This window comes from Streptomyces sp. NPDC051576, from assembly GCF_040681835.1.
GTDB lineage: Bacteria > Actinomycetota > Actinomycetes > Streptomycetales > Streptomycetaceae > Streptomyces.
Window position 1 is genome coordinate 87,792 of the sequence record NZ_JBFAZO010000016.1, and the last position, 22,697, is coordinate 110,488.

Below are 22,697 nucleotides of genomic sequence, written 5' to 3' on the forward strand. Positions count from 1 at the left end.
CGCAAGGAGATCCACCATGCTGCTCACCGACAAGACAGCGGTCGTCTATGGCGCCGGCGGCTCGATCGGCGGTGCGGTCGCCCGCGCCTTCGCCGCCGAGGGAGCCCGCGTCCACCTCGTGGGCCGCACCCGGGAGACACTGGAGGCCGTGGCCGCCGACATCAAGAACGCCGAGGTGGCCGTCGTCGACGCCCTCGACGAGACGGCCGTGACCGAACATCTCGCCCGCGTCGGCGACATCGACGTGTCCTTCAACCTCGTCTCGCGCGGCGACGTACAGGGCCTGCCGCTCACCGACATGCCCGTCGACGACTTCCTGCGGCCGGTGCTCAACGGCGTCCGCGCCAACTTCATCACCGCCCGCGCCGCCGCCCGCCGCATGGCCGAACGGGGCAGCGGAGTCGTCCTCACCCTCAACAGCGGCTCCGCGCACGGCAGTCCGATGATGGGCGGCACCGGCCCTGCCGACGCGGCGACCGACAGCCTGGTGCGCAACCTGGCGATGGAGCTGGGCCCGCGCGGGGTGCGCGCCGTGGGCCTGTGGGCGGCCGGCATCCCCGAGACCCTCACCGTCGAGAAGCTCGGCAAGGTCAACCCCGACCTCAACGAGGCGGCGATCCAAGGCATCCTGGACCACCTGTCGAGCCTGCGCATGACCCGCCGCAACCCCACCCTCGCCGAGATCACCGCGACCGCCGTGTTCCTCGCCTCCGACCACGCGGCGAGCATCACCGGCACGTTCGTCAATGTCACGGGCGGGATGTTCCCGGGGTGACGGCAAAGGGCGCCCGGCGGATCGCCGGGCGCCCTTCGCCGTCGTAGAACCGCTTACGAGGCAGCCGCGTCCGCCGCCTGGGCCTTCAGGGCGCGCTCCACGCCCGCGCGGGACTCCGAGACCAGGCGGCGCAGGGCCGCGTTCGGCTCGGCGGCCGTCAGCCAGGCGTCCGTGCGGTCCAGGGTGTCCTGGGAGACCTGGATCGAGGGGTAGAGACCGACCGCGATCTGCTGGGCGATCTCGTGCGAACGGGTGTCCCAGGCGTCCTTGACGGCCGCGAAGTACTTCTCCGTGTACGGCGCCAGCAGCTCGCGCTGGTCGGTCTGGACGAAGCCCGAGATCACCGCTTCCTGAAGGGCGTTGGGGAGCTTGTCGGACTCGACGACCTGCGCCCAGGCCTCCGCCTTCGCCTCCTCGGTCGGGCGGGCGGCGCGGGCGGTCGCCGCGTGCCGCTCACCGGCCGCGGTCTTGTCCCGCTCGTACTCGCCGGCGATCTCCGTCTCGTCGAACCGGCCCACGGACGCGAGGCGTTCGACGAACGCCCAGCGCAGCTCGGTGTCGACGGCCAGGCCCTCGATCGTCTGCGTGCCCTCCAACAGGGCGTCCAGCAGGTCCAGTTGCTCCGGTGTGCGAGCCGTGGACGCGAACGCCCGGGCCCACGCCAGCTGGTGGTCGCTGCCCGCCTCGGCGGCGCGCAGATGCGCCAGCGTGGCGTCCGTCCAGCGGGTGAGCAGGGCCTCGCGGGCGGCCGGGTCGGCGTACAGCTCGATCGCCAGCTTCACCTGCCGCTGGAGCGACTGCACGACACCGATGTCGGACTCCTTGCCGATGCCCGACAGGACGAGGGAGAGGTAGTCGCGGGTGGCGAGTTCGGCGTCGCGGGTCATGTCCCAGGCCGAGGCCCAGCACAGGGCGCGGGGCAGCGAGGACTCGAAGTCGCCGAGGTGCTCGGTGACGAACGCGAGCGACTGCTCGTCGAGGCGGACCTTCGCGTACGACAGGTCGTCGTCGTTGAGCAGGACGACGTCCGGGCGGCGCTTGCCGACGAGCTGCGGTACGGCGGTCAACTCGCCGTCCACGTCCAGCTCGACGCGCTCGTCACGCACCAACTTGCCGGTGTCGTCGTCGAGTTCGTACAGACCGACCGCGATCCGGTGCGGGCGCAGCGTCGGCTCGCCCTTGGCGCCGGCCGGCAGCGCCGGGGCCTCCTGGCGGATCGCGAAGGCGGTGATGACACCGTCCGCGTCCGTCTCGATCTCCGGGCGCAGGATGTTGATGCCGGCCGTCTGGAGCCACGCCTTCGACCAGGTCTTCAGGTCGCGCCCGGAGGTCTCCTCCAGCGCGCCGAGCAGGTCGGACAGCCGGGTGTTGCCGAACGCGTGGCGCTTGAAGTACGCCTGCACGCCCGCGAAGAACTCGTCCATGCCGACGTAGGCGACGAGCTGCTTCAGGACGCTCGCGCCCTTGGCGTACGTGATGCCGTCGAAGTTGACGAGGACGTCGTCCAGGTCGCGGATCTCGGCCATGATCGGGTGCGTGGACGGGAGTTGGTCCTGCCGGTACGCCCAGGTCTTCATGGAGTTGGCGAACGTCGTCCACGAGTGCGGCCAGCGCGAGTCGGGGGCGTAGGCCTGGCAGGCGATGGAGGTGTAGGTGGCGAACGACTCGTTCAGCCACAGGTCGTTCCACCACTCCATGGTCACGAGGTCGCCGAACCACATGTGAGCCAGCTCGTGCAGGATGGTCTCCGCGCGCAGCTCGTACGAGGCGTCGGTCACCTTGGACCGGAACACGTACTGGTCGCGGATGGTCACCGCGCCCGCGTTCTCCATCGCGCCCGCGTTGAACTCCGGGACGAACAACTGGTCGTACTTCTTGAAGGGGTACGCGTAGGCGAACTTCTCCTGGAACCAGTCGAAGCCCTGCCGTGTCACCTCGAAGATCGCGTCCGAGTCGAGGTACTCGGCGAGCGAGGGCCGGCAGTAGATGCCGAGCGGGACGCTCTGCCCGTCCTTCTCGTACACGCTGTGGACGCTGTGGTACGGACCGACGATCAGCGCGGTGATGTACGACGAGATACGGGGCGTCGGCTCGAACTCCCAGATGTCGTCCCGGGGTTCGGGCGTCGGGGAGTTGGAGACGACGGTCCAGCCGGTCGGCGCCTTCACGGTGAACTGGAAGGTGGCCTTCAGGTCCGGCTGCTCGAAGCTGGCGAACACGCGGCGGGCGTCCGGGACCTCGAACTGGGTGTACAGATAAGCCTGTTGGTCGACCGGGTCGACGAACCGGTGCAGCCCCTCACCGGTGTTGGTGTACGCGCAGTCCGCGACGACCCGCAGGATGTTCGGCCCTTCCAGCAGCCCGGCCAGCGCGATCCGCGAGTCCTTGAAGACCTCGTCCGGGTCGAGCGGGTCGCCGTTCAGCGTCACCTCGTGCACGGTCGGGGCGACCAGGTCGATGAAGGACCCGGCGCCGCCCTCCGTCACATCGAAGCGCACCGTCGTCGTGGACCTGTAGGTCCCGCCCTCCTGCGCGCCGGAGAGGTCGAGATCGATCTCGTACGAGTCAACGGTGAGCAGCTTCGCCCGCTGCTGCGCCTCTTCGCGAGTCAGGTTTGTGCCAGGCACGCGGTCATCTCCTCGTTATGTGTGGGTTGCGCCATCCTTCCACGGGACCTGACCGGAACGCGATGTCCGTATCCCGCCGGTGAGCGGGGCGGACGAGCGCGAGCCTGGAGCCATGACGGCATACACACCTCGCCCCATCGACCCGATGACCTTGAAGGACCTGCGCACTGCTGACGACGCGGGCCGCCGAATGGTTCCCGTGACCGATGAGGAAGGCGGCGCTCCGCTCCGCTGCTGCCTGCGCCGCAGCGCCCCCGGCGAGCACATCGCCCTCGTCTCCTACGCCCCCCTGCGCCGCTGGGCAGCGGCAACGGGGGCCGAGCCGGGGGCGTACGACGAGCAGGGGCCGGTGTTCATCCACGCGTCGGACTGCACGGGACCGACGCCCGCCTCTGCCTACCCCTTCGCCAACGCCCCCCGCGTCCTGCGCCGCTATTCGGCCCACGGCCACATCCTCGGGGGCCACCTGGTGACGGACCCGTCCGGGTTCGACCAGGCCTTCATGGAGGCGTTCGCCGAGCCGGGGGTGGCGGTGGTGCATGTGCGGGCTGTGGAGTACGGGTGCTTTCTCTACGAGGTGCGGGGCAGGTTGCGCGATCACTGATGCTGTCTGCGGTGAAGATGTCACACCTTGTTACCGTGGGCGGGCCATCGAATTGCTGCGGCGGTCACAGGCGGAGCAGGAGCACACAGAGGCGTTCACGGAGCGGGGCGGCGGCGAGTACGCGGCGCACCGGGATCAGCTCTCGGGGGACGGACCGACCGCCGAAACCCGGTGAACCCATCGTCGCGGATGAGCCCGCCCGCAGCAGCGTGGCTGTGGCCGACAAGGCGCGGCAGACAGCATCAGCACCTGGCCCTCTGAAACACACGGAGGGGCGCCCACCCGGCAACCGACCGGTGGGCGCCCCTCCGTCGTACCGCCTACTTGGCGCTCAGCTCCGCCGCCACCAGCTCCGCGATCTGCACCGCGTTCAGCGCGGCCCCCTTGCGGAGGTTGTCGTTGGAGATGAACAGGGCGAGGCCGTGCTCGACCGTCTCGTCGGGGCGGATGCGGCCGACGTAGGACGGGTCCTGGCCGGCCGCCTGGAGGGGGGTCGGGATGTCGGAGAGGGCCACGCCCGGGGCGCCGCCGAGGATCTCCGTGGCGCGCTCGACCGTGATCGGGCGGGCGAAACGGGCGTTGACCTGGAGGGAGTGGCCGGAGAAGACCGGGACGCGGACGCAGGTGCCGGAGACCTTCAGCTCGGGGATCTCCAGGATCTTGCGGGACTCGCTGCGGAGCTTCTGCTCCTCGTCGGTCTCGTGGAGGCCGTCGTCGACGAGCGAGCCCGCGAACGGCAGCACGTTGAAGGCGATCGGCCGCTTGTAGACCTGCGGCTCGGGGAAGTCCACCGCCGAGCCGTCGTGGGTCAGCTTGTCGGCGTCGGCGACGACCTTCAGCGCCTGGCCGTGCAACTCGGCCACACCGGACAGACCGGAGCCGGACACCGCCTGGTAGGTGGCGACGACCAGCGCCTCAAGGCCCGCCTCCGCGTGCAGCGGCTTCAGGACCGGCATCGCGGCCATCGTCGTGCAGTTCGGGTTGGCGATGATGCCCTTGGGACGGTCCACGATGGCGTGCGGGTTCACCTCGGAGACGACCAGCGGTACGTCCGGGTCCTTGCGCCAGGCGGAGGAGTTGTCGATCACGACCGCGCCCTGCGAGGCGACCTTCTCGGCCAGCGCCCGCGAGGTCGCGCCGCCCGCCGAGAACAGCACGATGTCCAGGCCGGAGTAGTCCGCGCTCGCCGCGTCCTCCACCGTCACGCCGTCCAGGACCGTCCCCGCCGAACGGGCCGAGGCGAACAGGCGCAGCTCGGTGACCGGAAAGTTCCGTTCCACCAGGATCCTGCGCATGACCGTGCCGACCTGACCGGTGGCTCCGACGATTCCGACCTTCACGGCGACTCCCTTTGCGTGCGTTTTACGTGGTCCAGCGTTTCCATGATGCGTCTCACCCGTGCCCGCGTGTCCAATCCTTTCGCCGCCCGGCCCGAGGAGTGGGACACCGGCACCGGCCGCGCCCGGCCCGATCCTCCGGCGCCGGCTCCCCGCGCTGCGAAGAAATCCGCCCGTCACCCGCCCACGGCCGCAAGCCGTTCGGCACGACGGTGTGACCCACGACTCCGACCGCCGTGGGAGAAAACTTCCTCGCGACGGTCCGAACGTTTCGGCCCGCTCCGGCGTCGTAGAGGAAACGCGGGAAGGGGAGGGGTGTCTGTGCTGCGCAGAAAAGCCCGCCGCGCCCAGGAGGCGGACGATCCGCTGGACGCGGCCCAGGAGCGGCGGGTGCGGGCGGTGCTCGCGCTCGGCGGGGTGCCGCAGGCGGACCTGGCGGACGGCGTCCAGCAGGTACGGCTGCGGTTGCTGGAGCGGGCGGCGAAGGGCGACGAGGCGCCGCGCGACGTCTCGGCGTGGGCGGCGGTCGTCGCCTCGAACCTCGCCATGGACTGGCACCGGGCCAAGCGCCGCCAGGAGCGGCTGGGGGAGCGGCTGGCCTCCCTGCGCCAGTTCGAGCACCCCTCCGACGAGGACACCAGCGTGCTGTCCCTGGCCGTCGCCCAGGGCCTGGACGAGCTGCCCGACCAGCACCGCCAGGTCCTCGTGCTGCGGTTCTTCGCCGATCTGCCGGTGCGCGGGATAGCCGAGGAACTCGGCATCCCGGAAGGCACGGTCAAGAGCCGGCTGCACTCCGCGGTCCGCGCCCTGCGCGACCGCCTGCACGAGGACGAGGTGGTGTGACGTGGCTGCCGAACACGACGCCGAGTACGACGGCGTGGACGCGCTGCTGGCCGCGATCACGGACGAGCCGCTCCCGGAGGCGGCCCGCGCGGACGCCGAGTTCATGGCCGAGCACCGGGCCGCGAAGGCCGATGTGGCTTTGCTGCGCGAGCAGTTGGGCATCATCGGGGAGGCGCTGGCGGCTCCCCCGGCACCGCAACCGGTGATCAGGCCCCGCCCGGCCCGCCGACGCCGGCCCGCCCTGCGCGCCCTCTCCTACGGCACCCTCGCGCTCGCGGTCGTCGCCACGATGATCACCGGGCTCGCCTGGCTGGTCGCCCACACCGGGGCGTCGGACTCCGCGTCGGGCAGCAGCGCGGACTCGAAGGCGGCGGGCGGCGCCGCGCAGGACAAGGGCTCCGAGACCCCGGGCCCGCTCTCCGACCCGGAGCTGTACGTGGCCTGCTCCCGCCTCCTCGTCGAGGGGACGGTGACCGAGGTGCGGCCGGGTTCCGACCCGAGTAAGCGGATCACGCTCGCCGTCACCCGCTCCTACCGGCCCGCCCACGGCCCGGCCGACGTCACGGTCGTGCTGCCCGCCGGGGCGGCTCCGGCGCCGCGCCAGGGGCAGCACGTGCTGGTCGGCGTCCCGAAGGGCGCGGACACGGCGACCCTCTGGGCCGTGGGCGACGACGCCGTCGCCACGGACCGCGCCGCGATCGTCGACGCACTCGCCGACGCCGGTACGGTCACCTGCCCGACGGGCTGACGAACGAGAGGGACGGGCGCCCGCACGGACGCCCGCCCCTCTCCTGTCGTACGTGGTGCTACGACGTCGTACGTGGTGCTACGACGTGACCTTCTCGATCTTCACGCTGCCCAGGCCCGCGACCGTGCCGCGCGCGTCGAGCAGTTGGACCTGGCCGAAGAACTCACGGCCCGCCGGAGCGGCCGCCAGGGCGGTGACGCTGCCGGAGACGGTCGCCGAGGCGCCCGTGCCGAGTGTGACCGGCGTGGAGTCGTCGACGCTGACCGTGCCGAGCGCGGCCGAGTAGAACACGTCCAGGTAGTCGTACGCGGTCGAGCCGGACGGCACCGAGTAGCCCGCGACCTCGACGGTGTACGTCCCGGCGGCGGGCGACGCGATGGACACCGCCTCCTCCGAGTCGCCGTCGGCGGAGGTGCCGACGACCGTCCCGGCGGCGTTCTTCACCGTCAGGTCCAGGTCCGCCGCCGTGTCCGAGACATTGCCGATGGACACGTCCAGCGAGGTGGCACCGGCGGGCACGTCGACCGTGGTGGTCTGGGTGACGCCCTCGGTGATGGTGGGCCGCGCGGTCAGCGAGGAGCCGAGCGGGCCGCCCTTCAACGTGCCGGTCAGGGCCGCGTAGTTGTTGGTCACCTTCCAGGAGGCGGCGGCCGGGGTGCCGACCTTCGCCTCGGCCACGGTCACGGTCTCCGGGTCGAAGGCAGCGCCGAGCACGGTGGCGTCCAGCTTGTACGGGTTGTCGAGGTACGGCGAGGTGCGGCGCGCCTCGACCTCGATCTCCCAGACACCGGCCTGCGGGTCGGCGTACGACCGCACGTCGGGCTTGCAGCCGTTGCCGTCGAGGTAGTTGTTGTAGCAGTACGGAGTACCGGTGTTGTCGACCGGAACGCCGTACGGGTGGATGGAGATGAACCGCGTCTGGCTGTTCGCCTTCAGCCCGCTCATCGCGACCTCAAGGGCCTTGGCCCCGGCCGGGACGGTCACGAAGTACGACTGCGTGCTGTTGCGCTGCACCGAACTCGACTTGGAGTAGGTGTAGTCGACGGGCGTGGAGACCACGACCGTCGCCAGGACCTGCTTGTCGACGCCCTCGGTCTTCGGGTCGTCGACCTCCAGGATCGCGCTCTTGATGCCCGAACTCCGCGGCGCCGCCTGCACCTTGACGGTCACCGGCTGGTTCAGCGGCAGCTTGACCTCGTCCGAGCCGACGATCCGGAAGGTGTCACCGGCGTTGTTCTCGAAGTGCAGCTCGTGCCGAACGGCCTTGTCCGCACCGGTGGTTCGCGTGATGACGACGTCGTACGTCTTCTTCGCGCCGACCTTGAGGCCGCCCTCGCGGTCGTAGAGACCGGTGCCGAAGCCGGGGGTCTTCAGCGCGTAGTCGATCGCCGTGTCGACGGGAGCCTTGACGGTGTACTCGTGGGCGGTGGCGCCGTCCTTGATGGACTTCCACGCGTCCACGATGTCGATGAGGCCCGCGCCCTCCTCGTACGCCTGAACACCCTTGATGTGATCGGCGGTCGAGGTGAGCGCCGTGCGCAGGGTCGCCGGGGTGAGCGCGATGTTCTTCTGCTTGGCGGCGCTCAGCAGCAGCGCGGAGGCGCCCGCGGCCTGCGGGGAGGCCATCGAGGTGCCCTGGAGCATCGAGTAGCCGGCCGGCAGCGAGTAGCCCGCCTCGGCGACCGGGGAGCCCGGCAGCCAGGTCTGGGTGGAGTTGATCGCGGCACCGGGCGCGACGAGCGTCGGCGTGAAGCCGCCGTCCTCACGCGGGCCGCGCGAGGAGAACGGCATCATCTGGTACGAAGTCGACACCTGGGAGCCGTAGTTGGCGGCCCACGTCTGCTTGGAGATCGTGGCGCCGACGGAGATCACCTTGTCGGCGAGGCCGGGGTCCCCGATGGTGTTCGCGCCCGGACCGGAGTTCCCGGCCGAGATCACGAGCTGCACGCCGTAGGTGTCGATGAGCCGCGTGTACAGCTCGTTGCGCGCGCCGCTGCCGTCGTTCAGCGCGGGCAGGCCGCCGATCGACATGTTGACGATGTCGACACCGCGGTTGACGACGAGGTCGATCATGCCCTCGGTGAGCGCCACGTTGGTGCAGCCGCCGGTCCAGGTGCAGGCACGGGACGACACGATCTTCGCGCCCGGGGCCTCGCCGCTCATCTTGCCGCCGAACAGGCCGTTGGCCGCGGTGATACCGGCGACGTGCGTGCCGTGCTCGGACTCGATGACCCCGATGTTCACGAAGTCGGCGGTCTTGCCGACCCAGGACCCGCCGTACGGGTCCATCGGGACGTCCTTGCGGATCTGCACGACGAACGGCTGCCGCTCGACGACGTCCGTCGCCGGGTTGTCGGTGCCGAAGTACCCGATCTGGTAGCCGTCCTTGTACGGCTTCATCGGGGTGTCGTCGCCGAAGTCCTGGTTGTTGTTCAGGTCGACCGTCACCGTCCCGGCCGCCGCGTCGTAGAGCACGCCCCACGAGTCGGTGGTGTCACCGTCCCGGTTCGCGTCGCCCGCCGCGTCACCACCGGTGGTGTACGACTCCTTGAACGTGCTGATCTCGTACGACCCCGCGGGCGCCGTCCACGTCGTACCGCCGTAGGTGAAGGTCGGGCCGGACACGGCCGTCACCATCGGGCGCCAGGTCTGGTCGCCGTCCACGATCGGGTCGGTCGAGGTGACCCAGTCGACGATCTTGCGCTCGCCGGTGGTGGTCTTCTGCAGCGCCGGGTGGCCGAGGTCGACGCCGGAGTCGAGGATGCCGATGGTGATGCCCCGGCCGTCCGCCTTCGGGTTCTTCTTCACGAAGTCGACGGCGCCCGTCTCGAAGGACGGGTTGTACGGGTTCTCGGCGGGGGTGCTCTTGCTCGGCCCGGAGTAAGTGGCCGTGGCCGTCGTCTTGGTGGCGCCCTTCGCCGTGTCCGCGCTCGGGGTCGGATCGTCGAGCGCGATCTCCTGCCGCAGGTCGATCGCCTGCACGGAGGACAGCTTCGCGGCGGCGGCGATCGCCGAGTCCGCCTTGCCGGTCGGGACGGTGGCGCGGACGTAGCCGAGCTTGTCGTAGGTGCGGCCCACGGAGCCGCCCTTGACCGCGTCCAACTGCCCGGCGACCTGCTCCGTCTGGCCGGGAGCGGTGGCGATCATCATCGTGACGTTCTTGTCGCCGTCGGCCTTGGCCGCAGCGAGCAGATCGGCGTCGTCCGAACCGAGCTTGGCGGCGGCGGACTTGACGGTGCCGTCGGCGGGAGTACTGCTCGACGGCGCGTCGGCGGAGAAGGCCATGGGTATCGGCCCGGCCGCGGAGAGCGCGGCGACGAGACCGGCGGCCACGGATATCCGGGCCACGCGTCTCTTGGGGTTGAGGGTCATCGGCATCCCTTGTAGGTGAAGAATCCAGTGCCGGACGAGCGCACAGCTTTACCCAAGGGACAGTTGTTTGGGAAGAGTTGACCGAAACGATAAGGACGTATGGGGAAAACCCCCTATGTGAACCGCCCCCGAATACTCGGCTGCCGATCCGGACCCGACGCGCTAGCGTCTCCGGGTGCGCAAGAAGCTGAGGGTCGCCGCCTACGCCGTCTGTGTCCGTGACGGACACCTCCTGCTGGCCCGCTCGCCCGCCGAGGGCGGAGGGTACGAGTGGGTGCTGCCCGGGGGCGGCATGGATCACGGCGAGCATCCGAACGACACGGTGGTCCGGGAACTGGAGGAGGAGACCGGCTACCAGGTCGAGATCACCGGGTTCCTCGGCATGGACTCGATCCATCACGTCATTCCGGACTACCAGGGGCTCAGCGTGGACCATCAGGGCCTGCGGCTCGTCTACGAAGGCCGGGTCGTCGGCGGTGAGCTGCGGGACGAGATCGGCGGCTCCACCGACATGGCCGCCTGGCATCCGCTCGACGACGTTTCCGACCTGACCCGGGTCGGGCTGATCGACGTGGCGCTGCGGCTGTGGCGGGAGCGGCCGGCCGTCGGGCGGGTCCCGGAATAGCTTCACTACCCCGCCAGATGAACACTGAGTAGCCGCCTCCCGGCGGCTCGACGAGCGTTCACGAACGCACAGGGGGCGCCAAGATCCACGTACGGTGATCGGCGCTACGCGTTGCCGTCTCGTTTACGCGCAGGTCATCCCCGATGCCAAGCATCCAGTACGAGCGGGAAGTTCGCGACCGCGATCGAAAACCGATCGACGCGAACCCCCGCGACCACTGCCGACGCAGTTCGTACTCGGGGAGATCGCGCCATGTCGCGCACACGCTCTGTCGCCAGCTCCGCGCTGGGGGTCAACCGCCGTACCGTCCTCGCCGCCACCGCGGCCGTGTCCGTCTCCGCAGGTGTCGGTTACGCCCTGAGGCCCACCGACAGCCAGGCCGCCACCACCGACGCCGCGGGCACCAACGCCGCCGAGGCGCCCGTCGCGCACTCCCGCGTCGCGCCCGCCGCACCCCTCGCCCCCTACACCAAGGGCACCACCCTCGCCACGGTCGCCGCCCCGCGCACCGGCTCCGGCTTCCGCCGCCTCGGCGACGGTGCAGGATGGAAGCGCGTCGTGCGCGCCGACCTCGCCGCCGCCAAGTCCGGGCGCGCGGGCCGCCGTACGGCACTCGCCTCGTTCGTGCAGTTCACCGACCTGCACCTGATGGACAGCCAGCACCCGCTGCGCCTGGAGTACCTGCGCTCCACCGACAAGCACGCCTGGCGCCCGCACGAGGCGCTCACCGTGCAGGGCGGGATCTCACTGGTCGAGCGGGTCAACGCGCTGCGCGGTGCCCCGGTGACCGGCTCCCCGCTGCACTTCGTGATGACCACCGGCGACAACACGGACAACAACGCCAAGTCCGAGCTGGAATGGTTCATGAAGATCATGAGCGGCGGCCGCTTCACCCCCAACACGGGTGACCCGCGTCACTACGAGGGCGTCCAGAGCAGCGGCCTCAAGCTGTACTGGCAGCCCGAGTCCACCCTCCGTGACGGCGACAAGCAGGTCGGCTTTCCGCACCTCAAGGGCTTCCTGGCCGCCGCGATCCGCGAGGTCCGCAGCCCCGGCCTCAACCTGCCCTGGTACTCCACGGTCGGCAACCACGACGCGCTGCCGCTCGGCTGCTTCGGCTCCCACGCCGACCCCTACCTCACCGAACTCGCCATCGGCGGCAAGAAGTTGATGACCGCGACCACGGCCGAGGCGAAGAAGCTCCAGAACTCGATCCGGGACGCCAAGGACCCCAAGGGCACCGGCTACCGCGACTTCCTCAAGGCGCACGCCCGCTCCATGCACTCGGTCACCCCGGACGAGAAGCGCGCCCCGTACACCCAGGCCGAGTACCTCAAGGCCCACCTGGACCCGGCCTACCAGGGCCTCGGCCCGGTCGGGCACGGCTACTCCTCCGCGAACGTCGACGCGGGCACGCAGTACTACGCGTTCCGGATCGCCGACGACGTGATCGGCATCAGCCTCGACACCACGGACGCGGGCGGGCATTACGAAGGGTCCATCGGGGCAACGCAGTTGAGGTGGCTGGACAAGACGCTCCGCGACAACAAGGACTCGTACGCGGTGATCTTCAGCCACCACACCAGCAAGACGATGGACAACACCCGCCCCGACCCGGCGCACCCGACCGAGCGCCGCTACGAGGGCTCGGCGGTCATCGCCCTGCTCGGCAGCCACCCGAACGTGCTGGCCTGGGTCAACGGTCACATCCACCGCAACGTGATCACCCCGCACTCGGCGCCCGACGGCCGCAGCTTCTGGGAGATCTCCACCGCCTCGCACGTCGACTATCCCCAACTCGCCCGTGTCATCGAGCTGGTGGACAACAAGGACGGCACGCTCTCGCTCTTCACCACGCTGATCGAGTCCGCGGCCCCGCACCGCACCGACTTCTCCGACCTCACCCAGACCGGCCTTGCGGCCCTCTACCGCGAGCTCTCCTACAACGCGCCGGGTTCCAGCACCGTGCTCGGCGGCGACGCGAAGGACCGCAACACGGAGCTGATCCTCAAGAAGAGCTGACCCGGGGAAAGGCCGAAACTCGCTCAACTGACCCATAGGCGGGCAACCTTCACGCCATCCCACGATACGTGCGGCGGTTGATGAGGAGCAGCACGCAGCAGACGAGGAAGCAGGCAAGTCCCGCGTACAGCAGGGGCGGGACCCAGAACCACACTTCTTCGGTGCTGTGGCCGCTGGTCCATTGGCAGGTGATGGACGGAGGGAAGCCGTCCACGTGCACGGAGGTCGTGCTGTAGTCCCGCCCGGCGTCCCTGTACACACCGTCGCCGGTCCTGTCGCCGCATACGTCCTTCGGGTTCGTGAAGGCGAGCCCGTAGAGGGTTCCGGCCCCGTAGGCGGCGATCGCGGCCGCGATGCCGATGACCGCCCAGCGGGCCGGCCGCGAGGGCTTCTTCCTGGTCACCCACAGCGCGTAGGGAATCGCGCCGACGGCGAAAAGGAAGATGGTGATCGCGGGTGGCCCGAAGAGAGCGAACACAGACACCATGCACCTGACATTAGCCCGCGGCGCCGATCCCGCCCGGCCCGTAAACCTCTCACGAAATAATCATCAAAATTGTTAACAATCCGTGGCTCCGCCTCAGGGTCCCGCCCTACAGTCTGGGACTCGTCAGTAACTTCCCGCACAAGGAGGCCCACAGGTGGAGATCAACCGTAGGACCGTTCTCCGGACCGCTACGGGCGCCGCCGCGCTGGTCGCGTTCGGAACCGCCGAGGGCGCGACCGGCACGGCTTTCGCCGCCACCTCGTCGTCGAGCAGCTCGTCGAGCACGGCCTCGGCGTACTCGCTGGAGTTCGATCCCACCGCCTGGTCGTACGACGCGACGAACGACGTGTACTACCAGCTCGGCAAGGTGTTCGTCACGAACCCGGCCGCCACGGACTACGAGAACCTGTCGATCTACGTTCCGGGCGCCTATCTGACGGCGACCAAGAACAGCGACGGCACGACGTACACCGCGAAGGCCAACCCGAAGGGCACCGTCGGCGCCTACTCGGGACGCACCGCGCCGATCGTGATCCCCGTCAACACCCCCGGCTACGCCGCCCAGAAGCCGGCCACGACCTACAGCTACACCAGCGTCTCGCAGTACCTGGAGGCCGGGCAGATCTACGTGTGGCCGGGCCTGCGCGGCAAGGACAGCTCGACCAGCACCCGCAACGACGCCGCCCCCTGGGCCCTGACCGACCTCAAGGCCGCGATCCGGTTCCTCCGGTACAACAAGAGCGTGCTGCCCGGCAGCACGGACGACATCGTCCTGTTCGGCATGAGCGGCGGCGGCGCCCAGGCCAGCGTGGGCGGTTCGTCCGGCGACAGCCCCCTGTACTACCCGTACCTGCGCTCCCTCGGCGCGGCGATGGAGGACGCCCACGGGCGCCCCCTCAGCGACGCGGTCGCCGGCGTCATGGCCTGGTGCCCGATCACCAACCTCGCCGAGGCCAACCTCTCCTACGAGTGGAACATGGGCCAGTTCGCCTCCACCGACACCCGCGCGTCCACCACGTGGACCAGCGCCTACTCGGCGGACCTCGCGAAGGCCTGGCCCAAGTACCTCAACCGCCTCGGCCTGCGCGACGAGCACGGCAAGCGCCTCCAGCTCACCGAGTCCAGCGACGGCACCTACCTGGCGGGCAGTTACTACGACCACCTCATCAAGGTGATCACCACCTCGCTGAACAACTTCCTCTCCGACAACACCTTCCCGTACACCATCACCACCCAGGGCGGCCCGCCCGGATCGGGCCAGACGGGAACCTCGACCACCTACGCGACGGTCGAGGACTACATCGCCTACCTCAACACCAGCAGCACGTGGGTCACTTACGACGCCACGACCAACACCGCCACGGTGTCGAGCCTCGAAGGCTTCGTCAACAGCCAGAAGAACGCGAACAAGCCGGTGGGCGCCTTCGACGGCTACTCCCGTGGCCAGGGCGAGAACAGCGTCTTCGCGATGGCGCTCAACGACCCGTCCCACTTCGCCCCGCTGACGCGTGACGTCATCCGCGCGAACGAGTCGAAGTACGCGACGTTCTCCGACTGGAACACCGACTACGGCTCCGCGTCGTACGACAGCGACTTCGCCCAGAAGGACACCGTCGGCAAGGACATGATCTGGCGGGGCAACGCCTACAACCCGCTGTACTTCCTCGCCCCCACCCTCGGCGGCTACCGCCGCTCCACGGTCGCCCGCCACTGGCGCATCCGCACCGGCATCATGCAGGGCGACACGGCCAACACCACGGAGATCAACCTCCAGTTGGCCCTGGAGAACTACGGCGTCGACTCCGTCGACTTCGCCACGGTCTGGGCCATGGCCCACACGGAGGCGGAGCGCACGGGTGACCCGGCGACGAACTTCATCAGCTGGGTGGAGACCATCGTCAAGTAGCCGTTGCTTCGCACACCCCGGGCGCCTGACCGAGCGGTTTCGGTCGGGCGCCCGGTTCGTTGTCAGAGGTGCGCGAGGAACGGTGCCCAGGCGGAGGCGGGGAGGAGGAGGGCGGGGCCGGTGGGGTTCTTGGAGTCGCGGATGGCGATGCCGGGGGTGTGAAGGGCGGCTTCGAGGCAGTTCTGGCCGGCATCGCTGTACGACGACTTGAACCAGGTGGCTTCGAGGCAGTTCTGGCCGCCGGAGTCACTGTAGGAAGACTTGAACCAGGTCTGGCCCGGGGCGAGTTCAGGGCTCATGAATCCGTCTTGTGGAGGTGGGCGAGGAACGGTGCCCAGGCCGTCGCGGGGAGGAGCAGCGCGGAGCCGGTGGGGTTCTTGGAGTCGCGGATGGCGATGTCGGGGGTGCGGAGGGCGGCCTCGACGCAGTTCTGGCCCGCGCCGTCACTGTAGGACGACTTGAACCAGGCTTGGTCCGGGGCGAGTTCGGGGGCGGTGGGGTGCGTGGGCATCGTCTACAGCTCTCGTTCTAGTCGGTGCAGGAAGGCTGGTGTGTCCTCGGGGGGCAGCGCTGATGCTGTCATGGCGTCGAACCGGCGGGTGAACCGGCCGACTTCGCGTGGCTTGTCCGATGTGGATACAGAACCCCAGGGGCTGTCGGCCTGGACGCGTGGCGGGAACTCCTTGCCGAAGTCGAGGATCGCGAAGTCATGAGCGGCGCGGTAACTCCAGCGGTACGGCAGGACCTGGATGGTGACATGATCCCATGACGTCAGCGTCTCCAGCTTTGCGTACTGCTCGCGCATCACATCGGCTCCTCCCACCGGATACCGCAGGGCGGCCTCTGCGAGGATGACGTGCAGCCTGATGGGGGCCTCTCGGGTAAGCACCCCCTGGCGTTCCATCCGTACTGCCAGGCTACTGCGGATGAATTCGGTTGTGGTCTCCTCGATCGGCTTCTGTACCTCATGCAGAGCGAGTGCGTATCGCTCGGTCTGGAGCAGGCCGTACACCAGACTTGGGTGGTACGCCTTCATGGACTGGGCCTCAGGCTCCAGGCCGACGAACGCCGGCATCCCCGCGGGCATCACCCCCCGATGCTGAGTGAGCCAATCCTGCTGACTGGACTCCCGGTTGAGGCTGATCAGCGAGTCGATGATCTCCTCGTCATGGACTCCGTACTTGGTGAGCAGCTTCCGTAGGTCGCCCACATTGCGGAAGTTGAGGGAGCCCGTCTCGATGCGTTGCAGGGACGGCTCGGAGATCCGCAGGCCCTGGACGGCATGCCGACGAGTCATTCCCGTTCCGGTCTCCGTCTCGCAGTTCTCCCGTAACTGACGCAGTTGCAGGCCGAGTTCCAGCCGTTGTGCCGTGCGCCCGCGTTTCGTAGCCATGCGTACCGCCTTTGTGCTCCAGCACCTTGTGCTTGCCGTCGTGTGCGGAGTGTTACATCCCGTGAATGGCCCGCGCAGCCGGTTGTGCAGATTCGGGCATAGTCCACTTTCTGAACTGCTGAATTTTCAGCGGTAGTTCGATTGCAGCTCCGGGTGCGGGACGAACAGGCTGGTGCAACCCCCTACTTGGAAGGCAGCCATGCACTGGTCCACCAGCTACCCGCTGACCACCCCCAGCGTCCGCCTCGCCCGCCTCCACGCCCGCCGCCACCTCACCCTCTGGAACTGGCCCGGCGACATCGAGGACGCAGTCCTGGTCACCTCCGAGCTGGTAGCCAACGCCGTCCGGCACGGCCGGCTCCCCGGACACGAGCTGTGGCTGCGGGTGGCCGTAGACGAAGAAGAGAAAAGCGAGCTGACGATCGACGTATCGGACCCCGTCCGAACCCTCCCCGTGATCCGCCCCGAGTCCGACGAAGCGGAAGGCGGCCGGGGTCTCCGAATCGTCTCCGGAGTTGCCGCCTCACTCGACTGGTTCCTCCGGGACGACCTGGGGAAGACCGTCCGCGCCCGCCTGGCCTGCGGCTCATTCCAATTGACCCGCGGATAACCAACCGGACTCAGACACGAGACACCGAGTTCATTCGTACGAAATGTCCGTGCCGCCTCATAACGGCTAACCCGCTGTTCACGGGGATGGCTCGATTCATACGCAAGGCGGGTGGTCGTGTGCGCGCTAGACACGAACTGCACGTGCTGTCGGTCTACGAAGGCTTCTTCTCCGGGGGAGCCCGAATCGTCCACAGCGACGTCATCATGGGACTCGTGGAGGGCGGCCAGCATCATTCGGTGCTGAGCATCCACGGCGAAGTACATCGAGAAGCGACCCGGCAGGCCATGGAGAACGACGCCTGCTATCAGCGACTGACCGCGGCCGGCGTCGGTGTCTCCACCCTCGGCCGAAGCTTCGGCGGCGACCGGGACCCGGACGGCACCGTCAGCGACTGTTTCACCGGCCCCGAGCTGGCCGACGCGGCCCGCGCCCTGGCCGACGCGGATGTCGTCCTCTCACTCAAGGAGCAGCCGCTCTCCCTGCTGAACCAGGCAGGTCTGCCCCGCCGCCCGGTCGTCGTGACCCTGCACCGTTCGGACCCCGAACACCAGGGTGCAGCCCTCGACGAGCTGAAGACCGCCATCGCGGACGGCAAGGTCGTCGCCTGTGTCTGCTGCGCGGAGTCCACCCGCGACGCCTACCAGGCCGCCGGCATCCCGCCGGAGGTCCTCCACGTCATCCCCAACGGTGTCGATCTGCTGCGCTTCCGGCCCGACCCGGCCCGCCGGCTCGCGTTCCGCGCGTCCCTCGGCATCCCGGACACCGCCCCCGTCGTGGTGTTCGCGGCCCGCTACGCCGCGATGAAGAACATCCCGCTCTTCCTCCGCGCCGCCCGCGCATGGCTACGGCGCGAACCGGCGGGCCACATCCTCATGTGCGGCACGGGCATGACCCCCGACAATCAGCCCGCCCTCTCCGCCGACATCGACGCCGCCTTCGGGGAGGACGGAAGAGAACTCACCGACCGGCTCCATCTCCTCGGCGTACGGCGGGACATGGAGACCGTCTACGCCGGCTCCGACGTCGTCGCGCTGACCTCGTCCTTCGGTGAGGCCGCGCCCCTGTGCCTGATCGAGGGCATGATGTGCGGGGCCGTACCCGTCGCCACCGACGTCGGCGACAGCGCCTCCATCGTCGCCGGGCACGGCATCATCACGCCCCCCGACCCGGACGCCATCGCGTCCGCGTGGACCGAGGCGGTCGTAGGCCGTACGGAGTTCGCCCGGGCGCATGCCCGCAGCCGTGAACGCTTCAGCCGTACGCGCATGATCGCCTCGTACGCCGCGCTCATCGACGGCCTCCACGCGGGGCACTCGACCACCACCGCGTCCCCTCCACCACTGCCCGAACCTCTGTAGGCACGCGTGAGGAGGGGCCACCGGTCCGACCGGTGGCCCCTCCTCTCCCCTCCTGATGCGGTCCCGGTCCGTCACTACCGGGGCAGCACCACGACATACGCGGCGGGATCGCGGTCGCCGGACGCCATCAGCGCCGTACGGACCACCGCCGCCTGCTGATCCATCGCGTCGCGCAGCTTCTTCGGCGTGATGTGGACGACCGTGATGCCGAGCCGTTCCAGGTGCTCGCGCTTGCGGGCGTACTCCGACCAGAGGGCGTCGTCGTCCTGCCGATGGCCTTGGCGGGGCGCGCGGGTGTCCAGCTCGACAGCCACCGCCTGCTCGGGCCAGTACGCGTCCAGGCCGCCGAGGTGCGGGCCGCCGGGCAGACGGAGATCCACGTTCCACACCGGGTCGGGGAGGCCGTACTCGCTCACCATCCGGTAGAGGCGGTCCTCCGCGATCGCGCGGCCCTCGGCCAGCAGCGAGTCCACCGCGTCCACCACGTGCGGGCGGCTGAGCAGCTTGGCGTTGTTCAACTCCCGTACCACCGCGGCCGGTTCGCAGTGGCCGCCGCGCACCGCCTCGGTGAGCAGCACGCGCACCGCGTTCGCGTCGGACAGTTCGGCCACCGCGTCCGCGAGGGCGCGCGGCACCGGGGCGACCGGGACGCCCTGCACCTGCTGCGGGGTGGGGAGCGCCGGGGTGCGGACGATGCGGGCGCAGCCCGTCGAGCGCAGTCGGCGCAGCCGGGGGACCAGGACGTCGATGCGGTCCAGGGACGGCAGCGGCGGGGCCGAGGTGAAGCCGTGCAGGGTGAGGGCGGCGAGGCCGGTGACCATCGTCTCGGTGTACGTCCGGCGGTGCGGTTCCTCCGCGCCGGGCTGGACCGGGACCCCGGTCGTCCGCTCCCGTGCCGCGTACAGCAGCACCGCGTGCAGCTTCTCCTCGCCGGTGGGCGGGCCGGGGTGCAGCAGGACGACGCCGGGGAGGAGCTGCTGCCAGGGGCCGCCGGGGCGGCACTGCTCGTTCACCTCGGCGGCCGGGACGCCGTGCGAGCGGAGCTGAACCGTCGTCAGGACGCGGCGGTGCACCTCGGAGAGGTGGCTGAGGGGGCGGGGGGAGAGCGGGGTGTTGTGGTTCATGAACCGGGGTTTCCCGCGCCGGATCCGCTCCCTAACCGCTGTTACACACCCGTCGACAAATACGGACAACATGGCACTAAAGGACAGGCGTTCGGATGCCGAGTAGGCGCCGAAAACCCCTGGTCCAGATGGGTGGCACCAGGGGTTACGGCTGCGATTACCTGTATTCAGTAACGGTCACGCAGAGGCCAATCACAGGCCAAAGGATCAGTCCCTGACGGTGGCCGCCTGCGCCCGCAGCGCCCGCGCCAGATCGTCTCGCGCCTCCAGCACCAGCCGCCGCAGAGCCGGCGCGGCCCCCTTGTGCGCGGTCAGCCACGCGTCCGTCGCGTCCAGCGTCGCCTGCCCGTCCTCGGCGGTCGGGTGCGCCGGGAACAGGCCCCGCACCACGTCCACGCCGATCTGGATCGACCGCTCCTCCCACACCCGCTCGATCGCCGCGAAGTACTTCTCCGTGTACGGCGCGAGCAACTCCCGCTGCGAGGGCTGTGCGAACCCCGCGATGGTGGCCTCCACCAACGCGTTGGACAGGGAGTCCGACTCGACGACCTGCGCCCACGCCTGCGCCTTCACGGCCGCCGAGGGACGGGCGGCGAGACAGCGGACCTGGTGGCGCATGCCCGACGCGGTGTCGTCGCGGGCGAGTTCGGCGGCCACCGCGGACTCGTCCGCGACCCCGTGCGCGGTCAGCGGCTCCAGGAACGCCCAGCGCAGCTCCTGGTCGACGACCAGGCCCTCGATCTTCTCCGTACCGTCCAACAGGCCCTGGAGCAGCGCCAGTTCGTCCGGCGCCGACGCCACCGACGCATAGAAACGCGCCCACGCCAACTGCTGCTCGCTGCCCGGCTCGGCGTCCCGCAGATCCCGCAGCGCGATGTGCGTCAGGAGCTTCGCGCCGGTCTCCCGCCACCACGGCGGCGAGTAGTTGACCAGCGCCGAGTTCGCCCAGCCGTGCAGCATCTGGAGCACACCGATGTCGGTCTCCCGGCGCCCGAACCGCATCACCAGATCGATGAAGTCCGGCGCGAGCAGCAACGCGTCCCGCGTCATGTTCCACAGCGCCGACCAGCACAGGGCCCGCGCCATCGGGTCGGTGAGCGCGCCGAGGTGGTTGCGCAGGGTGACGAGGGAGGTCGTATCGAAGCGGGTCTTGGCGTAGGTGAGGTCCTCGTCGTTGACGAGGATCAGCTCCGGGGCGTCCGCACCGGCCAGTTCCACCACGACCGTGCGCGGACCGTCGACGTCCACCTCGGCCCGCTCGTACCGCACGAGACGGTCGTCCTCCATGCGGTAGAGGCCCACCACGACGCGGTGGGGGCGGAGTTCGGGGTGCGACTCGGCGGCCTCCTGGAGCACGGTCAGCTCGGCGATACGGCCGCTCTCCACGTCCAACACCACTTGCGGGGTGAGGGAGTTGACGCCGGCCGTCTGCAACCACGACCGCGCCCAGGACGCCATGTCCCGGCCGCTCGTCTCCTCCAGCACCGACAGCAGATCACCGAGGCGCGTGTTGCCGTACGCGTTCCGCTTGAAGTAGCGGCGCGCGCCCTCCAGGAACGCGTCCTGGCCGACGTACGCCACCAACTGCTTCAGTACGGAAGCCCCCTTGGCGTACGTGATGCCGTCGAAGTTGAGCTTCGCGTCCTGGAGGTCGCGGATGTCGGCGGTGATCGGATGCGTGGAGGGAAGCTGGTCCGCGCGGTAGGCCCACGCCTTGCGCCGGTTGGCGAAGGTGATCCAGCCGTCGGTGAAACGGGTCGCGCCGACCAGCGCGAACGCGCCCATGAAGTCGGCGAAGGACTCCTTCAGCCACAGGTCGTCCCACCACTCCATGGTGACCAGGTCGCCGAACCACATGTGCGCCATCTCGTGCAGGATCGTGTTGGCCCGCCCCGAGTACGACGCCTGCGTCACCTTCCCCCGGAAGATGTACTCCTCGCGGAAGGTGACAAGACCCGGGTTCTCCATCGCGCCGAGGTTGTACTCCGGCACGAACGCCTGGTCGTACTTCCCGAACGGGTACGGGTAGTCGAAGTGGTCGTGGAAGAAGTCCAGCCCCTGCTTGGTGATCAGGAAGACGTCGTCGGAGTCGAAGTGCGGCGCCAGCCCCTTGCGGCACATCGCGCCGAGCGGGATCTCCAGCGTCGTACCGTCGTCGAAGGTGCGCGAGTAGGAGTCCGTGACGTAGTGGTACGGGCCCGCCAGGAACGCCGTGATGTACGTCGAGATCGGCTTGGTCTCCGCGAACTTCCATACGCCGTCCGTGAGTTCACCGACGCCGTTGCTCCACACCGTCCAGCCTTCGGGCGCCCGCACCTCGAAGCGGAACGGCGCCTTGAGGTCCGGCTGCTCGAAGTTGGCGAAGACGCGGCGCGAGTCGGCCGGCTCGTACTGGGTGTAGAGGTAGATCTCGCCGTCCTCGGGGTCGACGAAGCGGTGCATGCCCTCGCCGGTACGGGAGTACGCGCACCGCGCGTCGACGATCAGCTCGTTCTCGGCGGCCAGGTCCTCCAGCTGGATCCGGGACCCGTCGAAGACCGCGCCCGGGTCCAGGTCCCTGCCGTTGAGCGAGACGGCGGTGACGCCCGGCGCGATCAGGTCCGCGAAGCTCGCCGCGCCCGGCTCGGCGCAGCGGAACCGGATGGTGGTCACGGACCGGAAGGTCCGCGGCCCCTCCCCGGCCTCGTCACCGACCGCCGAGCGCAGGTCGAGGGACACGTCGTACCCGTCGACGGACAGCAGTGCGGCCCGCTCCCGGGCCTCGTCGCGGGACAGATTCTCACCGGGCACGGGCGGTACTCCCTCGGCAGGTGTTCGATATGTGGACAGGGGTGATCCTGCCATGCACACCTGTCGCCGGGCA

The 22,697-nt window shown here is 69.5% G+C and carries 18 protein-coding genes; 9 read left to right on the top strand and 9 right to left on the bottom strand.

The features are described 5' to 3' along the window. Positions 1 to 16: 16 nt before the first annotated feature. Entirely contained in the window at positions 17 to 775 is a 759-nt protein-coding gene (locus AB0M63_RS40600) for an SDR family oxidoreductase (protein ID WP_366022915.1), read from the top strand. A gap of 53 nt (positions 776 to 828) precedes the next feature. Here AB0M63_RS40600 and pepN (AB0M63_RS40605) read toward each other — a convergent pair whose 3' ends face one another. After that, positions 829 to 3,402, bottom strand: coding sequence for an aminopeptidase N (pepN, locus tag AB0M63_RS40605; protein ID WP_366022916.1), 2,574 nt, complete (start codon positions 3,400 to 3,402; stop codon positions 829 to 831). 112 nt (positions 3,403 to 3,514) lie between these two features. On the opposite strand from pepN (AB0M63_RS40605), the gene AB0M63_RS40610 reads away from it, so the two are divergent. Further along, positions 3,515 to 4,006, top strand: a complete 492-nt coding sequence (locus AB0M63_RS40610) for a DUF1203 domain-containing protein (RefSeq protein WP_366022917.1) — start codon at positions 3,515 to 3,517, stop codon at positions 4,004 to 4,006. A gap of 320 nt (positions 4,007 to 4,326) precedes the next feature. On the opposite strand, the gene AB0M63_RS40615 is transcribed toward AB0M63_RS40610, so the two are convergent. Then, positions 4,327 to 5,346 carry an aspartate-semialdehyde dehydrogenase gene (locus tag AB0M63_RS40615; protein ID WP_355901515.1) on the bottom strand — a complete coding sequence of 340 codons (1,020 nt, stop codon included), beginning with the start codon at positions 5,344 to 5,346 and terminating at the stop codon, positions 4,327 to 4,329. Positions 5,347 to 5,658: 312 nt separating this feature from the next. On the opposite strand from AB0M63_RS40615, the gene AB0M63_RS40620 reads away from it, so the two are divergent. Both AB0M63_RS40620 and AB0M63_RS40625 read left to right on the top strand, forming a co-directional pair. After that, complete coding sequence (locus AB0M63_RS40620; RefSeq protein WP_355901516.1) at positions 5,659 to 6,186, top strand: sigma-70 family RNA polymerase sigma factor; 528 nt, start codon at positions 5,659 to 5,661, stop codon at positions 6,184 to 6,186. Between the two features lies 1 nt (position 6,187). After that, positions 6,188 to 6,934 carry a hypothetical protein gene (locus AB0M63_RS40625; protein WP_366022918.1) on the top strand — a complete coding sequence of 249 codons (747 nt, stop codon included), beginning with the start codon at positions 6,188 to 6,190 and terminating at the stop codon, positions 6,932 to 6,934. A 78-nt stretch (positions 6,935 to 7,012) separates the two neighbouring features. Here the strand turns inward: AB0M63_RS40625 and AB0M63_RS40630 are convergent, their stop codons facing one another. Then, positions 7,013 to 10,306, bottom strand: a complete 3,294-nt coding sequence (locus tag AB0M63_RS40630; RefSeq protein ID WP_366022919.1) for a S8 family serine peptidase — start codon at positions 10,304 to 10,306, stop codon at positions 7,013 to 7,015. 175 nt (positions 10,307 to 10,481) lie between these two features. Between AB0M63_RS40630 and AB0M63_RS40635 the strand changes: the two genes are divergently transcribed. Beyond that, positions 10,482 to 10,931 (top strand): NUDIX hydrolase, encoded by a 450-nt coding sequence (locus AB0M63_RS40635; protein WP_355901519.1) that lies wholly within the window; start codon positions 10,482 to 10,484, stop codon positions 10,929 to 10,931. A 252-nt stretch (positions 10,932 to 11,183) separates the two neighbouring features. Further along, positions 11,184 to 12,953: a TIGR03767 family metallophosphoesterase gene (locus tag AB0M63_RS40640; protein ID WP_366022920.1), complete on the top strand. Its 1,770-nt coding sequence runs from the start codon at positions 11,184 to 11,186 to the stop codon at positions 12,951 to 12,953. 49 nt (positions 12,954 to 13,002) lie between these two features. Here the strand turns inward: AB0M63_RS40640 and AB0M63_RS40645 are convergent, their stop codons facing one another. After that, positions 13,003 to 13,440 (bottom strand): hypothetical protein, encoded by a 438-nt coding sequence (locus AB0M63_RS40645; RefSeq protein WP_366022921.1) that lies wholly within the window; start codon positions 13,438 to 13,440, stop codon positions 13,003 to 13,005. 154 nt (positions 13,441 to 13,594) lie between these two features. Between AB0M63_RS40645 and AB0M63_RS40650 the strand changes: the two genes are divergently transcribed. Beyond that, positions 13,595 to 15,346 carry an esterase gene (locus AB0M63_RS40650; protein ID WP_366022922.1) on the top strand — a complete coding sequence of 584 codons (1,752 nt, stop codon included), beginning with the start codon at positions 13,595 to 13,597 and terminating at the stop codon, positions 15,344 to 15,346. Between the two features lie 62 nt (positions 15,347 to 15,408). Here the strand turns inward: AB0M63_RS40650 and AB0M63_RS40655 are convergent, their stop codons facing one another. Genes AB0M63_RS40655 through AB0M63_RS40665 form a run of 3 tightly spaced genes read right to left on the bottom strand, consistent with a single transcriptional unit; the run spans position 15,409 to position 16,739 of the window. Then, positions 15,409 to 15,645: a DUF397 domain-containing protein gene (locus AB0M63_RS40655; protein WP_366022923.1), complete on the bottom strand. Its 237-nt coding sequence runs from the start codon at positions 15,643 to 15,645 to the stop codon at positions 15,409 to 15,411. After that, positions 15,642 to 15,857 (bottom strand): DUF397 domain-containing protein, encoded by a 216-nt coding sequence (locus AB0M63_RS40660; protein ID WP_366022924.1) that lies wholly within the window; start codon positions 15,855 to 15,857, stop codon positions 15,642 to 15,644. The genes AB0M63_RS40655 and AB0M63_RS40660 overlap by 4 nt, the downstream gene beginning before the upstream one ends. A gap of 3 nt (positions 15,858 to 15,860) precedes the next feature. After that, the gene (locus AB0M63_RS40665) at positions 15,861 to 16,739 is read right to left on the bottom strand and encodes a helix-turn-helix transcriptional regulator (protein WP_366022925.1); all 879 of its coding nucleotides are present in this window, start codon (positions 16,737 to 16,739) and stop codon (positions 15,861 to 15,863) included. 199 nt (positions 16,740 to 16,938) lie between these two features. Here AB0M63_RS40665 and AB0M63_RS40670 point away from each other — a divergent pair, with 199 nt between their 5' ends. Together AB0M63_RS40670 and AB0M63_RS40675 are read left to right on the top strand one after the other, a co-directional pair. After that, positions 16,939 to 17,349 (top strand): ATP-binding protein, encoded by a 411-nt coding sequence (locus AB0M63_RS40670; protein ID WP_366022926.1) that lies wholly within the window; start codon positions 16,939 to 16,941, stop codon positions 17,347 to 17,349. A 143-nt stretch (positions 17,350 to 17,492) separates the two neighbouring features. After that, on the top strand, positions 17,493 to 18,710 hold the full coding sequence (locus tag AB0M63_RS40675) for a glycosyltransferase family 4 protein (RefSeq protein WP_355901831.1): 1,218 nt from the start codon (positions 17,493 to 17,495) through the stop codon (positions 18,708 to 18,710). 74 nt (positions 18,711 to 18,784) lie between these two features. Here the strand turns inward: AB0M63_RS40675 and AB0M63_RS40680 are convergent, their stop codons facing one another. Both AB0M63_RS40680 and pepN (AB0M63_RS40685) read right to left on the bottom strand, forming a co-directional pair. Further along, on the bottom strand, positions 18,785 to 19,834 hold the full coding sequence (locus tag AB0M63_RS40680; protein WP_355901525.1) for a hypothetical protein: 1,050 nt from the start codon (positions 19,832 to 19,834) through the stop codon (positions 18,785 to 18,787). A gap of 207 nt (positions 19,835 to 20,041) precedes the next feature. Beyond that, the gene (gene pepN, locus AB0M63_RS40685) at positions 20,042 to 22,624 is read right to left on the bottom strand and encodes an aminopeptidase N (protein WP_366022927.1); all 2,583 of its coding nucleotides are present in this window, start codon (positions 22,622 to 22,624) and stop codon (positions 20,042 to 20,044) included. Between the last annotated feature and the right edge of the window lie 73 nt (positions 22,625 to 22,697).

Bases quoted from the DNA above. Each gene is read 5' to 3' on its own strand.
- AB0M63_RS40670 (WP_366022926.1), top strand. From the start codon at position 16,939: ATGCACTGGTCCACCAGCTACCCGCTGACCACCCCCAGCGTCCGCCTC.
- AB0M63_RS40645 (WP_366022921.1), bottom strand. From the start codon at position 13,440: ATGGTGTCTGTGTTCGCTCTCTTCGGGCCACCCGCGATCACCATCTTC.
- AB0M63_RS40680 (WP_355901525.1), bottom strand. From the start codon at position 19,834: ATGAACCACAACACCCCGCTCTCCCCCCGCCCCCTCAGCCACCTCTCC.
- AB0M63_RS40660 (WP_366022924.1), bottom strand. From the start codon at position 15,857: ATGCCCACGCACCCCACCGCCCCCGAACTCGCCCCGGACCAAGCCTGG.
- AB0M63_RS40610 (WP_366022917.1), top strand. From the start codon at position 3,515: ATGACGGCATACACACCTCGCCCCATCGACCCGATGACCTTGAAGGAC.
- AB0M63_RS40630 (WP_366022919.1), bottom strand. From the start codon at position 10,306: ATGACCCTCAACCCCAAGAGACGCGTGGCCCGGATATCCGTGGCCGCC.
- AB0M63_RS40665 (WP_366022925.1), bottom strand. From the start codon at position 16,739: ATGGCTACGAAACGCGGGCGCACGGCACAACGGCTGGAACTCGGCCTG.
- AB0M63_RS40655 (WP_366022923.1), bottom strand. From the start codon at position 15,645: ATGAGCCCTGAACTCGCCCCGGGCCAGACCTGGTTCAAGTCTTCCTAC.
- AB0M63_RS40600 (WP_366022915.1), top strand. From the start codon at position 17: ATGCTGCTCACCGACAAGACAGCGGTCGTCTATGGCGCCGGCGGCTCG.
- AB0M63_RS40640 (WP_366022920.1), top strand. From the start codon at position 11,184: ATGTCGCGCACACGCTCTGTCGCCAGCTCCGCGCTGGGGGTCAACCGC.